Genomic DNA, 15,900 nt, shown 5'->3' on the forward strand with positions numbered 1-15,900 from the left:
ATAACGAACTGACGTTCCCGAACTCAAACTCATCGATAACCACGATTTACAAGTAAATAAGGGACCCACGTTCCTCTTCGGAATCGTAGGTCCCTTATTAATCCTCGCTGTCTAGTGCTTTCAGTCTGAACTGCACGAGCTTCTCCTCTTATTCTAAGCTAAATAACGTATTTAGCGGCACCTGCAAATCTTTGAATAGGAAAGAATGGATAGTATCCTGTTCTGTATATAAATGCTGTACCTGGTAGCAGCCATCCTGCAGCCAGTATACGTGAACTGTTCGATTGCCTGGATCGACAATCCAATACTCCTGTACCCCATATTTCTGATATAAATTGAACTTCTCATTAAAGTCTTTCAATGCCGTAGATGGGGATAGCACTTCAATGATTAGAGTTGGAGCACCTTGGCAGCCACTTTTTGCAATCTGATCCTTCGAGCAAACGACTGAGAGATCGGGCTGGGTGACATGATCGGGCGACTCATAATCTTCACTTTCGCTAAAAAACACATCAAATGGAGCCACAAAAACAAAGCAATTCCGATTCTGCAAAAAAGTCCGTAGAGCATAATAAAGCTCTCCTACAATATATTGATGCAATGATGTCGGAGCGGGCGGCATATTATAGGGTTTGCCATTAATTAACTCCCATGCTCCGTCCCATGTCAGCCAATCTTGATAGGTGTGGAATTTCTTCTCATCTGGATTTGACACGATGTTGGGCCTCCTTCTGATTTTGTTTGGCGTGTACTAATTGTAGCACGATCAAGTAAGTCGTTGCCAACTTTTACACCGCGGCTCCCTTATATCTGAGCAATAGCCTTAAGATCGTGTAGCCATGTATAAACCAGCGAACTAAGACCAACATTAACGAAGTTACTTTAACCTCAATTGCCAAAGGAGACTTCGTTATGCAACAGCAAATACAACCCAATTATCAAACGCAAACTACACCGAGTACGAACCACGGCGGTCATGAGCTTTTCGATCTACATGAGGTGTTAGCTTGTACGATCAATGTGCTGGACCAATTCATGATGTTTAGACAGTTTGTACAAGATAGTGAGCTACTGGACATCCTGGATCGTCAATACCAGTTCACACTTGCTCAGTACAATTTAACCGCTGAGTGTTTCACAACTGGACAAAAGCCAAGCCAAGAAACATCCACGTATATGATTAGGCAATTATCGGACCCGATCTATGGCATTAAGCCAACTGAGCCGAAAAAGCCAAATCAATCGCTCGCTGATGTGAAGGATGCTGGAATAAGCGGGCATATGCTAGGTCTGGTCAAAACGCATGCATCGTTGCTAACCATGACAGCCGTGGAAGTGACGAATCCCGTTGTGCGGCGTGTATTAGCCTCTCAGGTACAAAATTTCATAGAAATGGCTTATGAAATCTTCCTTTATCAAAATAGACTTGCCTACTACCAGGTGCCACAATTAGCAGCTTCCGATATGCAAAGCATGCTGACAGCATTCGTCCCTGCAACTGGGGCACCACAAATGCCGCCTAATAACAGAGGGGCAGCATCTGTACATTAACTAGCAGCTTGTATAGCCCAGCATCGGCCCTGAGGCCGCTGTTTGGGCTTTCTCGTATTTTTTAGCCAGGGATTTGGAGGTCGATCACTTATGGTCACTTTGCGGCATATGAACAGTGACAACAATACGGACAAGCTATCCTGGTGGCAGTTAACTTTATTCGGAATTGGCTGCACCATCGGAACAGGTTTCTTCCTAGGTTCTGGCATCGCGATTCAGAAGAGTGGGTTTCTGGTAGTCGTCGTATTTTTATTAGCAGCATTAGCCACCTTATTTGTATATGATGCCTTAGCACAGATGACAGCTGCCAACCCTGAAAAGGGGTCTTTTCGAAATTATGTGAGGGATGCATATGGCAACTGGGCAGGGTTTGGCGTGGGATGGTTATATTGGTCCTCCGAAATGCTCATTCTCGGCAGTTCCTTAACGGCAATAGGAATTTTCACACAATTCTGGTTTCCTAACCTACCACTCTGGTTGTTGACCGCTATCTACTCGCTCCTTGCCCTCCTCGTTGTTATCCTTGGCTCGAAAGGAATTAACAAAACTGAGAATATATGCGCTATCGTTAAAATGGGAGCCGTATTCCTATTCATCGCCATCGCAGGCATTGTTTTGATCAAAGGAACACATGGCATAAACACCATTCAAGCCAGTACGGCGAGGTTTGGTTTAAGTTGGACCGGCGCAATGAAAGGTCTCCTGTATGCGTTTTATGCGTTTAGTGGGATAGAGGTCATGGGCTTTATGGCTATCCATATGCAAAATCCCAAAGAAGCATTGAAGGCTGGAAGACTTATGCTGCTTACGATCACGGTGCTCTATGTGTTATCTCTTAGTTTAGCGCTTCTTTTTATTACCAAAGAACAGTTAACACCTGATAAAAGTCCCCTGCTTCTCGCTCTGAGCATCATGGGATTGCCTATTCTCGTGCACTTGATGAATGGCGTTCTGATTATTGCAGGATTTTCTATCCTCGTTGCCTCGTTATATGGCGTATCTACGATGCTAGTTTCTTTAGCGGAAGGCGGTGATGCCCCGCCATGGCTAGCCAATAGGAAAGGCAAGAAGCAGTTACCCCTGTATGCACTTGGTGTGAATACGATCGGACTATGTGTGTCTATCGTCCTTGCGCTAGTGATGCCAAGCCAAATTTTTGAACATATAACCACAGCTGGGGGCCTAGTACTCCTATATACGTGGTCGCTTATCGTCGCATCGTATCTGAAACAACTCCAGCCAAGCATTAGCGGACAACTAAAATCTTGGACCGCTATCCTTCTTATCCTGGCCGCAGTAGCGGGTTCACTCTTCGAGAAAACCGGTAGACCTGGGTTTTGGACTAGTCTTCTTATCGTCATGGTGATTATCCTAATTACTTGGTGGATGAAGCATAAATCGGAACGAGCAAAGCCTGCGTAACCATTTCCTATTTATGAAATAGCACGCCAACGGATTTAAGTTTATTTTTCATATAGGTGTAAGGACATTTAGAAGGAACGCTTTCGTCATCACGCAAAAAGTATTGCCTCCATTCTTGGTTATCCTCTTGCCCGTACCATTTCAGAGAAGGATGTGCGGGTATTCCGTCGTACGTCACTAATTTTGAGCGAATGCGTCTTTTCATATTGCGTCCAAAAGGGGTAGAATCATTGATTTCTTCAAATACCCATCGCGGTTGGAAGGCAATGAGAAAATGCGGAAACATTCGGCTCTTTCTTACTTCATGAGCAGGTGTTCCGCAGAAGGAAAAATACGGTTCCCCATCACAACAAAATTCCCAAGAATGGTGCGAAGGATCTTTTGAAATATGCTCAGGCCAGGGTACCTCATCTATGGCGCTAACCCCACTCAGAACAGACCAAAAGAGCCCCTCGTAGTCTTCTACAGAGTAGCTATTCAGCATGTCTCTTGGTGTTTCGAAAAAAATAACTAGCGAAGCAAATTTCCCTGTTTCCCTTGAGCATCGGCCATATGCCTGAAGAAGCTGGGCGACATCAAGAGGGGCTTGTTCTGATCGTGGATCCGCTGCAAAGCCAAAACGCAGGTTGTTGGTAAGGAAGCCTTGACGCCCTGGTATACAAGGGTAAGTATTGTCTGGATCTGCAATCATATTGCCGAATTGACGAAAAGCGTCCTGCTGCCATGCGGCAAGGGTGGTCATATGTGTATCAAGCCAGTCTTTGGCATATAAATCAGCCATGTCGTAGTAACCTCCTTCGTAAGTACGAAGCATACTATGCGAAGGAGAATAGATGGGTGAGTATCTCGGTTAGGAGGTACAACAGTACGTGCAAACCTCTGATTAACCCGTTAGCTGCTTATAGGCTTGATAGCCGAAGTAAATTCCAAAGCCAATGAGAGAAAGGCCTGCTGTTACAGAAATCATTTGCAGAGTCGTGCGATTCCCGAACTTGTGAAAGGAGCTGGCGAGTGTGGCCATGGCAACATCCCATAGAAGGATGCCTGCAAAGATACCAGAGCTATGCCAAAGTACCTGGGTTAGACCATAATTCTGCACACTTTCAGTTAAAATGGACCCATAAATGCCGAGCCAAAATAAGATATTTAGCGGATTGGTAAGGGCCATAATAAATCCGGAACGGAAGGAGCTTACGCTGGATTGGGTCTCACGAGGACTGGTTTCCTTGGTTATCTTCACGTTTCTTAGCGTATCAATGCCCGTGTAGATAAGTACAAAACAACCAAACAACCATAGAAATGTTTTCATAAACGGGGCGGTCAAGAAATGAGCTAAACCAAAATAAATAAGCAGCATATACAACAAATCGGCACACATCGCACCTAGTCCGATCAACCACGCTTGCGTAAAGCCAAATCTGGCTCCCTTGTCGAGTTGAGCAGCATTAATAGGACCGATTGGAGCTGATAATGAAATTCCAAGAAATAGATAAGTGACAAAAGCATCCATAGACTTCGCCTCCTGAATAACAAATAACTTGTACAAGTTAATGTATGTCAAGCGCTAGATCATTAGAAGATTAGAAGACGTCAACACCAATAGGTGTACATTTGTACCCATTGCAAAGACTTTCTTCGCAGGGACAAGCAGATATAGCCACAACCAGATCCATTTCTGCACGAAGCTCGATACAATCCCCTGCTTGGGATAAAGGCTTCTCTACACGGATTTGTCCAGATGCCTGAATGACCGTGTTCATAAATATATTAAACGGATAATGCTGATCTGGGGCGGCAATCTCGAATTGTGCCAATGCATTATTTAAGTTCATATAGCAGCTGGTGTGGTCTCGCTTATTGTAAAGTAACTCGTACATCTCAGGCCGACAGGCTGAGTTAATAAAGTCGTGCTGTCCTACCGTATCCCTCATAATCGTGAGCATAGGGGTATATTTATTGGAGTAGATGATATCGCCAGGCTTCACTTTCATCGCATGTAAAGCGTCCATCGTAACACTAGGGTCTAGTCGCTCACTGATATCATCCTCACGATAGGCCACAAAGTCGGCAACTTGTTCCCCCTCTACATCGGTTACCCGAATCACTTGGCCCCTCTTGAGCAGGAGAGCGAGACCCTCTGTAGCCGGGATTTGCCATTGCTGTTTACTCATGCATGTCCTCCTAATCATTGGTAAGTTACCCTTACAGTATGGCTTATCGTTTATGGATTTATGAGAAAAACTTCTATCGAAGTCCTTCGAGGATGCGCGACCGCGTTAAGAATTTGTTCTTCCGTGAATCGGAAACGTATTAATTCTTATGCGGTGACAAAAAGAGAAAGCCCAATCTCAGAGAGATTGAACTTTCTCCTCGCAAGCAACCCGCTCCGCTTACTCCCACTTAAACGTAAACGTCGCCACGATGAAAGACACGACCAGCCAGATGGCCAGCATCAGCCCTTCCTGCCACAGATCTCCAATGCCCGCGCCCACATTCATGATCTGCCGAAGCGCGGTGCTGAGTTGGGTGATCGGGATCGATTTCACGATCGGCTGCAAGAACTCCGGCATGCTCGACACGGAGAAGAACACGCCGCCCAAGAACATGAGCGGGAACGAGATCAGTCCAGAAATCGGCCCTACGCTCTCTGGGGTTTTGGCCAAACCAGCGATAATGAACCCGATAGACATGAACGTCAATGTCCCCATGACTACGAACAGCAAGAGCAGCCACCACGAGCCATTCACCTGAGTACCGAAAATTAATGCACCGACTAGCAGCACAATTAAGGCTTGCGCCGTGTTCATTACAAGACGTGCAGTAATCTGCGCGGCGATGAATGTCGAAGACTTCAGCGGCGTACTTTGCATGCGGCGCAGCACACCCCGCTCCCGCCACGAAGCAATTTGCCCCGAGACGCCATTTAAGTTGTTGGTCATGATCATCATTGCGAGAATGCCTGGTACAAGGAAATCGATGTAGCGAAGCTGTAAAGCTTGCACGCCAACAGGTTCTATCCCAATGACAGGGACATAATTGGATATTTTTTTAGAAACGCCATCCGCCACTTGACCTAAAGTTTGCAGACCGATCTGCGCACTCTGCTGATTCGTCTGATCGTAATATACCTGCAAGAAGCTTTCCTTCGAGCTGTCCGCTCCCTTTTTCGCAACGGCTTCACTGTAATTCTTCTGAATAACAACGACTAACTTCTGATCCCCATGCTTCAGCTGCTGGAGCGACTTATCCATGTCTTCTGCGGGCTTTAATTTCAAAATAGGATTCGCTTGCAGCGCCTCCACCATCACCCTGGATTCCGCACTTTGATCCTGATCAATAACAACGCCGTCTACGATGATGTCATTTCCCTTTCCTAGAAAGGAACCGAGCATAATCATGAAGAACAGCGGCATAAATAAGGTGAATATCAGCACTTGTCGATTACGGACAAAAAACCGAAGCTGGCTTAACGTCAATTGGATATAAGCATTCATTCTTCCTTCAAACTCCTTCCGGTCATGGAAATAAACACATCTTCCAGCGTAGCCGTTCTTGTCTGCAAGTCAGCCAATTGCCATCTGCCGCCAGCGCTTTTCTCGACGAGATCAATGAGCGATTCCTGCAGCTTATCTGTATAAAGGACGAACACATCCTTACGCACGTCGATGCCCTTGACTTCACGAACCTCATGAAGATCCTGGAGGACAGCTGCTTTGTCCGCTTCCGCCAAGTCCTGCAGTCTGAACTCAATCGCACTATCTGATTGCAAGCTGCTCACGAGTTTGCGTGGTGTATCCAATGCAACGACTTTCCCTTGATCCATTAGACAAATACGATCGCAAAGCACGTGCGCTTCCTCCATATAATGCGTGGACAGCACAATCGTTTTGCCTCGTTCCTTCAGCTTTAGAATAATCTCCCACAGCGTTCGTCTTGCTGTCGGATCTAACCCTGTCGTCGGTTCATCCAAGAAGATGACCTTCGGATCATTCAAAAGTGCGAGACCGATGGCAAGCCGCTGCTTCTGCCCACCGGATAGATGCTTAACACGGCCGTTCCTTTTATCAACTAACGTCATATCTTCTAATAGTGGGCCAATCGGGACAGAGCTCGGATAGAAGCTGGCATACATCCTCATAATTTCCTCAACCGTCAACAACTCGAATAGTGAAGTTGATTGCAATTGAACACCGATGACTTCCTTGACCTTGCCCAAATCCTTCTGCGTATCAAATCCAGCTACAATAGCTCGACCGCCGTCAGGCTTCCGCAGCCCTTCGATCATTTCCATCGTTGTCGTTTTCCCAGCACCATTAGGACCGAGCAAGCCGAATACCTCGCCTTGATAGACCTGGAAATTAACGCCACGCACAGCCTGGAAGGCCCCATAATTCTTAATTAAACCGTCCGCTTCAATAACAATGTGTGAAGACTCCATAAAGCTCGCCCCTCCGCTTCCAATATTTTACGTAACTCAACCTATCATACAAAATAAACAGTTATGCCGTCCATCAAAGGTAAAACATATAAACACACCATGAAATATCTACTGACAGAACTAGTGGAATTCCGACAACGCCAATCGACGAACTTATTGAGAAAGGTATGATAATCTAAATATCTACTTAATAAACAATATCAGAAGGAGATGTGTTGAAGTGAGAATGAATATTTTATTTAATAAGAAGCCGATTTCTGTTAATTTCGTCGGCACGGACCACAAGTTAATTCCCTCTTTGATCAACGCACTTCGTCAAAACAAATTCACCATCATGAATTTAGTTAATTCGTTAGAGCGAGTAGATTTATTCAGCTCAGAAGCGATTTTATATGCCAAAGATGGAAATAAGGCACGTATACCGATTTTCTAATTTTCATCGTTACATAGATGTTTTCGTGACCAACGCCTACGAATGGTAGATTCCTTCGTAAGCGTTTTTTTTCGTAGATTTTTTCGTAAATAGATAGGCATATCCCTCCTAATCTTTTCATAGTCTAATAGAAATGAATGAGTCCACTACAGCTGGGATGGAGAAATCTATGTACCTTATTCGTCTTTTCAAAGCACATGCTGCTCAGCTACTAATCTATCTACTTATCGTAATCATTAGTTTTGTATGGACCTTAATTTGGGGCATTCACACCATTACCTCACAACCGCCCCCAAAAGCAAGTGCCGCGTATAGCATTAAACCTGCATCGAACGGCGTTCTACTTCACGTTATCCAAACTGCCCCTCAAAACATAGGACTCAAGGCCATAACTGCAAATGTAACCGATCGGCAGGACAATGGAATTAATGGCGGATTTTTCTGGCAGGGGTATTTGCTAAGCATCGCAGTGACCAATGATCAGCCTGTTAAGGGGCAACCTGGCGACTACGGCTCGGGCTGGTACAACACGGATCGGAAGCGAGGAACACTGGTGTGGGATGAGAAGGCGCAAACCTTTACCGTCCAAATTGTCGAAAATGCAAGTGAGTTACAGGTACTGGATCGCAGCCGATATTGGGCGCAGGGAGGCGTGAGCATGGGGCTCACGAACCCATTGGGTTGGGCCGAGCAAGCCATTTCGGAAGAAATGCCTGTCATTAATGAGAAACGCATGCGATCAGGCATTGTGTACGATCGAATGAACAACGTGTATCTGGTAGTTGCGCCTACTCCTTGTACTGGCGAAGAGTTCCGTACAGCCGTACAGGAGCAAGTAGGGGAGAAACAGTTGGTTGATGGGCTTTTTCTTGACGGCGATGGCTCCTCTCAGCTGAAAGTCGCGAATTTCTTGCTGCCGGGTGACCACCGCGAAGTGTATCAGATGATCGCTTTGTTGAAATAAGCGGAGGGAGGTCGCCGCGTTCGGGGCAGCTATAGGTTGTGCTGACCGATGACAAGGACACTGTACATCATAAACCGAACACCTGGTACCGAGCACCGAACATCAAACATCGAACATCGAACATCAAACACCGAGCACCACCGATAACTGTAAAATATCCATCTATTTTCGTGAATTTATTACAAATTATTCAATTAGATGGAAAAAGTAGATCTATTTCGCAGCTATTCACCATTCTCAGCGTTTCAGCTCGTAATTAACTGTACTTTTTACAGTTATTAGGAAAATCAAGGTCATTCGGGCAAATTTAACTGTATGTTATCCCGTTATTTGATTTGTCCGAGAAACACTAGTCAGCGCCGACACTCATGATCAGACAAAAAAAGAGGAAACCCCGCACAAACGGGCGTTTCCTCTTGCTCTTCCTGTTTCCCTCTATAGAAACCAACTAGAACGTCACATGATCAGGATCCGGCCCAATGCGCTTGTTGACATTCAAGGCATCAACCAAAGCCATATCCTCAGCACTCAACTCAAAATCGAAAATGTCTGCATTCTCCCGAATACGATGCTCCGTCACTGACTTCGGTATCGTCACGACACCATGCTGGATATCCCAACGCAGCACAATTTGAGCTGCTGATTTGCCGTATTTAGCCGCAAGCTGCGCCAATTCTGGCTGATTCAGCCTACCTTGCATAAGTGGGCTCCACGCTTCTAATTGGATACCATGTTCACGTGTAAATGTGAGCAGTTCCTTTTGCGAAAGCTCAGGATGATACTCCACTTGATTTACCGCAGGTACAACACCAGTATCCTCAATGACATGCTGTAAATGAGAGATTTGGAAATTACTCACACCAATCGCACGCACATGTCCTTCTTTGTAAAGGTGGACCAACGCTTTCCACGTTTCTCGGTATGTTGCGGAGACGGCCCAGTGCACTAAGTATAGGTCAATCGTCTCCAAACCAAGCCGTTTGCGGCTTGCTTCAAACGCTTGCAGCGTAGACTCGTAACCTTGATCCGCGTTCCACACTTTCGTGGTTACGAAAATCTCCTCACGCGGTACACCGCTTTGGCGCAGACCTTGACCAACACCTTCTTCGTTGCGATAAACCGCAGCTGTATCAATGCTTCTATAACCTAATTGCAAAGCGGTTTGAACCGCTCCGATGACCTCTTGACCTTCCTTGCTTTTATAAACGCCGAGACCCAGCCATGGCATATGTACGCCATTGTTGAGCGTAACCCCAGTTGTAAAGGCTTGATTCGCTTTCGTAGACATCGTTTAATAACCTCCATCGGAATAAGATTTGAATGAGCGCATCTTTACCGTGTAGCTCTCATTAATCATACCACTGAAGTCGGATATTCCAAAATTCTGCGTTTGCTGGTATCGAGACTATCAAGCTAGTCTTGATGCGCATGAATCAAATCCATTTTTAGCTGCCACAAGGCAGCGCTCAAATTAACGCGATACACTTCAGGATTCAGCATCCGCAAATATTGCGGCCATACAGTCTGCATTTGCTCAGCATGGTAGTCACGAATGCTTTCCAAGGTAGGAAGCTCATACACCAACTTCCCGCCTTCGAAAATCGGCTTCAACAACGGAACCGCCTCATAATTCTCAATATATTTGAACAGATACGGATGGATGGGGTCGAATAGCTTAATTCGCTGTCCTTCCCGAATATCCACCTCATCCTGCAAAGCCAAATAGTCCGCTTCCGCTTTACCCGTCGCCTTATTCATAATCCGGTAGGCTTCCTTGAAGCCCGGATTCGTCACCTTCTCCGGGTTGCCCGAAATCTTAATGACCGGCACGAGCGTGCCGTCCTTCTCACGGGCAACAAGCTTATACACCCCGCCCAGCGCCGGCTGGTCGGCCGCTGTAATCAGCTGGGTGCCGATGCCCCAGCTGTCGATCTTAGCCCCCTGGGCTTTCAGCCCGGCGATGATGTGCTCATCCAAGTCATTGGATGCCACAATCTTCACCTCCGGAAAGCCCGCCTCATCCAGCAGGCGCCGCGCCTGCTGGGACAGATACGCCAAATCGCCGCTGTCGAGGCGAATGGCGTTCAAGCGCTTGCCGCGGCTCGCGAGCTGCCGCGCCGTCGCAATCGCATTCGGCACGCCGCTGCGCAGCGTGTCGTAGGTGTCCACGAGCAGCGTGACCTGCTCGGGCAGGGCCTCGGCATACGCACGGAAGGCGTCCGCTTCCGTGTCGTGGGCCTGCACCCACGCGTGCGCGTGCGTGCCTTTGGTCGGGATGCCGAACAGCATCCCGGCTCTTAGGTTCGATGTCGCGTGGAACCCCGCGATATAGGCAGCTCTGGCGCCCCAGATGGCGGCGTCAGCCTCCTGGGCGCGGCGTGTGCCGAACTCCAGCAGCACATCATGCGGAGCAACGCCTTTCATACGCGAGGCTTTGGTCGCGATGAGCGTCTGGAAGTTCACGAAGTTGAGTATCGCGGTCTCCACGAGCTGCGCCTCAAATATTTGACCGACCACGCGAACAAGCGGCACATTCGGGAAGACAAGCGTCCCCTCAGGAACGGCTTGAATATCGCCTTTGAAGGTAAAAGCACGAAGCGCATCAAGAAACTCTTCCTTGTAGTTCTCCTCTTGCTCACGTAAATAAGCAATTTCCTCTTCTCCGAAATGCAGATTTTGCACATAATGAATCACTCGCTCCAGCCCCGCGAAGACCGCATATCCCCCATCAAATGGCAGCTTGCGGAAGTACACTTCAAACACAGCTTTCTCCGTATGTGTCCCCTGTAACCAGTGAGCGTACATCATATTAATTTGATATTTATCTGTGTGCAGCGTTAAGTTATTCATCGCATCCATCGTTTGCCAATTCATCTTGTTCATCCTCCCCATCCTACATCTATTCATCTTCCATATGATCATTTTACTTAATTTTTCCAACCGCGAACAACTTTAGCCCCTAGTGTCTTTTCATAATGCCTTAGTGCCCATGCATGACCTTCCGCATCAAAGCTGGCAACCGCATCCTCATGTATCACAAGCGAGAAACCTTTATTATACGCATCGATCGCTGTATGCAAGACACAAATATCGGTACACACACCAGCCAGATGAAGCTCTTGAATCCCTTTAGCTCTAAGTTGCAGTTCAAGATCCGTTCCGCAAAATGCGCTGTATCTCGTTTTATCCATCCAATAGATCGATTCCTTATGATAATCATACACATTTCTAAGTCGACCATAGAGTTCCCTGCCTTCCGTATCACGTAAATTGTGAGGTGGAAACAAGGCCGTCTCCGGATGGAAGGGATCTCCTTCTTCATGTAAATCAACAGCCATCACAACAAAGTCCCTCTCCGTAACAAAGCTTTGGGTCAACTCACACAGCCGAGCTTCTATCGCAATTGCTGGATCCCCGCAAGGCAGTTTCCCTACTACAAAATCCACCGTGTAATCAATGAGAATAAAGGCTTTCATGTCCACCACTCCTTATATTGTATATGTAATAATATTAAAACGACTTTATCAAAGGTTAAAAAGAGAAGCCTAACTGTATAACGACAGCTAAGGCACTGATCTTACAATTTGAAATATTTGATATAATCATTATGACATAATTAAATCAATATAACAATAGGCACTCCCACAATTATTGCGAATCTGGGTACAGATTGGCGTAATTAATGAGAATCGTCATAAAGCCTAGCGCAACGAAAGAGAAAAATGCCATGAAAGATAGGTGATACACATTAGGAAACACGATAAAAACGACACCACAGCCGACACAAACCCAGTTCTGCCACATATGCTTCCCCGTTTTCCCTAAAGCGAGCATCGAACTTACGAATTGCAGACTTCCGAACAGTGCACAGGTGAAAAGCGCATTGGTTACATCTCCAAATCCAAACACCCAGGGAGTCATCAGAAACCAAAGACCCATGAGCGCTGACAAACTATTTTTGAGATACATACCGATCACACCTCCTACATGCGGGATGTTCTAGTATATGCAAACGCTTACAGTAACGTGTTAGTTGAAAAGCCTTCAGATCACCATAATCGGCAACTGAAGGCTTCTATTTCCTTATTATTCATGAATTTCATCGATTATTGCGCAATATGAATGCCTGTCGAATCAATTGTCACTTCGGCCTTTAGGATGTCTGACACGAATTTAGTTGGCACATAAAGGGAATCGTTCAAAATGACCGGAGCCGCTCCTAGCGCAACTGGCGCCATTTTGGCAAAGAAATAACTGTCTTTCCCCACACTCACACTTGTCCACTGCGCACCTTTCGAAAGTTCAGCTGTATACGTATCTTGATTCCATTTCACGGTGTAACCCAAACCTTCTGCTACTTTACGGAAAGGAACGAGTGAATAGCCATCTGCATTTTGTTCGACGTCACTCGTCGTCAATTCCACCTTCACTTTGTCGGTACCAGGCAGTGGTGTAGGATTCGGTTTAATGATCAGATCAGCAGGCAAGCTGAAACGGAATTCTGGACTCCCAGCAACACCAGCTGCAATTGCATATTTCGGGAACACAACAACCGCTTCCCCTTTTTCTACAAAAAATCCTTGTTCCGAGGAAATCCCTTTAAATTGATCTTTAAAGAAATATTGCGGGTCTTCGTCCATTTTGGCAATGACACCTGCATCAATCGTTGCCTTGTAGTCTGCACCAAGCAGATCCTGCAGCGTTACACGTTGAGCTGCTGCCGCATTCAGTACATTATAGGTATCCACTCTCGGCATCCCCGTACCGCCTGTTTCTCCATATGTAGTAACTGTAAGGGAAACAACTCCTGAAGGATGAGCAGTGCCATCGGATTTCAATGTATAGATAATCGTAAGACCATAAGGACGGTACGTATATCCGTTATCTTTGGCTGCTGCAGCAGCCTTCGCAGCATCCTTTTCCCAGCTTGCTATATCTTTGTTCGCCTGTGAGAGAATAATGTCATTCAGTTCGTCTTGGTATTTCGTATCCAGCATTCCCGTCAACTGAGGAACTTTGATGTTGGTCGTTAGGTCTGTGCTTTTGGACGTAAGGACTATTTCTTTAATGACAACTGGTACTGATGCTGTAGTTGCAGCAATGGTAACTGCGGTATCTGCTGAAGCAACGCTCGCAACTGGCAATATCGAAGCACTCACACCTACTACTACTACACAACCAACAACACCCATTTTCAACATAGTCCACGTATTCTTTTTCATTACCTAATCACTCCTTCTAAGTTATCGTGATGTGATCTCTTGTTCTAACCTTCACGATAACTAGACGGATCAGCTTTCGGAAAAGTCTGATCCTAGAGTAATTTTTTTAAAATTAATTTAACGAAAGTCGGAAAGTGCCTACCACGTGATTCAAATCCGTTGCAATACCGGCAAGGTTTTTGGCAGACGACGTTATCTCTTCAGCTGATGCCAACTGTTCTTGAGTTACTGCAGCGACAGATTGTGCTGTACCCGAGGTTTGCTGCGCTACAAAACCAACTTGAGCAACGGTAGCTGCTACTTCTTCCGAGCTTGCTGCCATCTGCTCTGCAGCTGCCGCTGTTTCTTGAATTTTACCCGCTACTTCTTGAGAGGCTTGTACGATTTGACTGAATGCTTTCTCTGCAATGCTAACCTCATGCATACCTTCCTGCACTTCTGTTCTTCCATTGTTCATGACCCCAACTGCCCGAGCGGAGTCTCGTTGTATCGACGTAATAAGCTCTGAAATCTCACGAACGGAATCATCGGTTTGGGAAGACAGCTTACGAACCTCGCCCGCAACAACGGCGAAGCCCTTTCCGCTTTCGCCAGCACGAGCAGCTTCAATTGCCGCATTCAGCGCAAGCAAATTCGTTTGTGAGGCAATATTCCCAATTAAGGTGGAAATCTGACCGATGCTTTGGGAATGCTTCTCAAGCTCTTGAATCACCTGATTCGCTGCATCAACCGATGTGCTCACGGCCTGCATTTTATTTACGACACGCTCCATGGCATGTGTGCCTTGCTCCGCAATGTTCGTAGCCGTCATAGATAAATCCGATACATCAGCAGTTGTTTCTGCAATACGGGAAATTCCTGCCGCCATTTCTTCCATCGCTCTCCCACATTCCGCAGAGCTTTGAGCTTGTGCATCCGCACCATTAGCAAAGTCCTGCACCGAAACTGCGACATGCTGCGAAGCTGAGCTATTCTGTTCCGAGCTGGAAAAAAGTTGTTGAGATGAGGCCGCAACACTAGTTGAGGCTAGCATCATTTGCTCTACGGAATGGCGCAGATGATTCACCATTTGGTTAACGGCCCCGATGAGATTGCCAATTTCGTCTTTATTTTTCACAACAATCGGTTCAATGGTTAGGTCACCTTTGGAGATACGAATCAAAGCCTCTGATGCTTTTCGAACAGGATTTGAAATGTTACTTACCATGAAGTAACAAGTCAAAATCATAAATACGAGCATAACTGCCAATGTAATAAACGACAATTGAACACTAAGTTTGTATTCACTCGCGCTGTCTAGTACCGCTTGCTGACCGCCTTCTTGGTTGTATGTAACCAAATCCGCCATCGATTTCTGTGCCTTGCCGAATGCTACGGACAGCGCTTGAAGACTCTCTGCCGCTTCCTTCACTTTACTTGGATCATTTGCTGTCTGTTTATTTGCCAAGAAGGCTGATTTAAATTCATCCCAGTTCTGGGTAAGCAGTTGCAAATGTGTCCCTTCTTCTTCACTCGACACAGAATCCTTATATTCTCCTAACAATTTGTCGATTTCTGTAATCGTTGCTACAATACCATTGTCAATAGCCTCATGCTTTTTCACGTCAGGCTCTATTTTCTTCTGATAGTACAGCGTTAGTAAATGTTCTGAGTTATAATGAACTTCCTCCATATTTTGAATCCCCATCATCCAGTTGTTTGCTAGACTATTATTCATGTCCTTTAACGCGCCCATACGTGCTATAGCTGTCCAGCTCATTCCCACAACCATCAAGAAGATGATCGCAAATACCGCAATAAATTTCGTCCGTACTGTCATCTGCATTCCTAAATCCCCCATTTAAATAAACTAATTTGCACAAATGTGTAT

At 46.0% G+C, this 15,900-nt stretch carries 16 protein-coding genes; 4 read left to right on the plus strand and 12 right to left on the minus strand.

Annotated features, from left to right (window positions below; all coding sequences use genetic code 11):
- Window positions 1-148: 148 nt before the first annotated feature.
- Window positions 149-715, minus strand: coding sequence for a Uma2 family endonuclease (locus tag ASG89_RS31395; RefSeq protein ID WP_321166546.1), 567 nt, complete (start codon window positions 713-715; stop codon window positions 149-151).
- 197 nt (window positions 716-912) lie between these two features.
- Between ASG89_RS31395 and ASG89_RS31400 the strand changes: the two genes are divergently transcribed.
- Both ASG89_RS31400 and ASG89_RS31405 read left to right on the plus strand, forming a co-directional pair.
- Window positions 913-1,551 carry a spore coat protein gene (locus ASG89_RS31400; RefSeq protein WP_057315282.1) on the plus strand — a complete coding sequence of 213 codons (639 nt, stop codon included), beginning with the start codon at window positions 913-915 and terminating at the stop codon, window positions 1,549-1,551.
- Between the two features lie 90 nt (window positions 1,552-1,641).
- Entirely contained in the window at window positions 1,642-2,973 is a 1,332-nt protein-coding gene (locus ASG89_RS31405) for an amino acid permease (protein ID WP_082593731.1), read from the plus strand.
- 7 nt (window positions 2,974-2,980) lie between these two features.
- Here ASG89_RS31405 and ASG89_RS31410 read toward each other — a convergent pair whose 3' ends face one another.
- The 5 genes from ASG89_RS31410 to ASG89_RS31430 all read right to left on the minus strand — a co-directional run bounded on the left by ASG89_RS31410 (window position 2,981) and on the right by ASG89_RS31430 (window position 7,411).
- A complete protein-coding gene (locus ASG89_RS31410) occupies window positions 2,981-3,754 on the minus strand; it encodes a YqcI/YcgG family protein (protein WP_057315283.1) in 774 nt (257 codons plus the stop codon).
- Window positions 3,755-3,856: 102 nt separating this feature from the next.
- Window positions 3,857-4,483, minus strand: a complete 627-nt coding sequence (locus ASG89_RS31415; RefSeq protein ID WP_057315284.1) for a LysE family translocator — start codon at window positions 4,481-4,483, stop codon at window positions 3,857-3,859.
- Window positions 4,484-4,553: 70 nt separating this feature from the next.
- Entirely contained in the window at window positions 4,554-5,144 is a 591-nt protein-coding gene (locus tag ASG89_RS31420) for a DUF1989 domain-containing protein (protein WP_057315285.1), read from the minus strand.
- Between the two features lie 219 nt (window positions 5,145-5,363).
- Complete coding sequence (locus ASG89_RS31425) at window positions 5,364-6,467, minus strand: ABC transporter permease (protein WP_057315286.1); 1,104 nt, start codon at window positions 6,465-6,467, stop codon at window positions 5,364-5,366.
- Window positions 6,464-7,411 carry an ABC transporter ATP-binding protein gene (locus tag ASG89_RS31430; protein ID WP_057315287.1) on the minus strand — a complete coding sequence of 316 codons (948 nt, stop codon included), beginning with the start codon at window positions 7,409-7,411 and terminating at the stop codon, window positions 6,464-6,466. Before ASG89_RS31430 ends, ASG89_RS31425 begins: the two co-directional genes overlap by 4 nt.
- A gap of 220 nt (window positions 7,412-7,631) precedes the next feature.
- On the opposite strand from ASG89_RS31430, the gene ASG89_RS31435 reads away from it, so the two are divergent.
- Both ASG89_RS31435 and ASG89_RS31440 read left to right on the plus strand, forming a co-directional pair.
- Window positions 7,632-7,844 carry a hypothetical protein gene (locus ASG89_RS31435; protein ID WP_057315288.1) on the plus strand — a complete coding sequence of 71 codons (213 nt, stop codon included), beginning with the start codon at window positions 7,632-7,634 and terminating at the stop codon, window positions 7,842-7,844.
- A 169-nt stretch (window positions 7,845-8,013) separates the two neighbouring features.
- Window positions 8,014-8,808 (plus strand): hypothetical protein, encoded by a 795-nt coding sequence (locus tag ASG89_RS31440; RefSeq protein ID WP_057315289.1) that lies wholly within the window; start codon window positions 8,014-8,016, stop codon window positions 8,806-8,808.
- 448 nt (window positions 8,809-9,256) lie between these two features.
- On the opposite strand, the gene ASG89_RS31445 is transcribed toward ASG89_RS31440, so the two are convergent.
- The 6 genes from ASG89_RS31445 to ASG89_RS31470 form a co-directional block, all read right to left on the minus strand.
- Complete coding sequence (locus tag ASG89_RS31445; protein ID WP_057315290.1) at window positions 9,257-10,096, minus strand: aldo/keto reductase; 840 nt, start codon at window positions 10,094-10,096, stop codon at window positions 9,257-9,259.
- A 125-nt stretch (window positions 10,097-10,221) separates the two neighbouring features.
- The gene (locus ASG89_RS31450; RefSeq protein WP_414813310.1) at window positions 10,222-11,682 is read right to left on the minus strand and encodes a nicotinate phosphoribosyltransferase; all 1,461 of its coding nucleotides are present in this window, start codon (window positions 11,680-11,682) and stop codon (window positions 10,222-10,224) included.
- Window positions 11,683-11,735: 53 nt separating this feature from the next.
- The gene (locus ASG89_RS31455) at window positions 11,736-12,284 is read right to left on the minus strand and encodes a cysteine hydrolase family protein (RefSeq protein WP_057315291.1); all 549 of its coding nucleotides are present in this window, start codon (window positions 12,282-12,284) and stop codon (window positions 11,736-11,738) included.
- Between the two features lie 172 nt (window positions 12,285-12,456).
- Window positions 12,457-12,777, minus strand: coding sequence for an SPW repeat domain-containing protein (locus ASG89_RS31460; RefSeq protein ID WP_057315292.1), 321 nt, complete (start codon window positions 12,775-12,777; stop codon window positions 12,457-12,459).
- Window positions 12,778-12,914: 137 nt separating this feature from the next.
- Complete coding sequence (locus ASG89_RS31465; RefSeq protein WP_057315293.1) at window positions 12,915-14,030, minus strand: stalk domain-containing protein; 1,116 nt, start codon at window positions 14,028-14,030, stop codon at window positions 12,915-12,917.
- Window positions 14,031-14,142: 112 nt separating this feature from the next.
- Window positions 14,143-15,855 (minus strand): methyl-accepting chemotaxis protein, encoded by a 1,713-nt coding sequence (locus tag ASG89_RS31470; protein WP_057315294.1) that lies wholly within the window; start codon window positions 15,853-15,855, stop codon window positions 14,143-14,145.
- Window positions 15,856-15,900: the final 45 nt, after the last annotated feature.

The organism is Paenibacillus sp. Soil766 (assembly GCF_001428105.1).
Taxonomy (GTDB): domain Bacteria; phylum Bacillota; class Bacilli; order Paenibacillales; family NBRC-103111; genus Paenibacillus_E.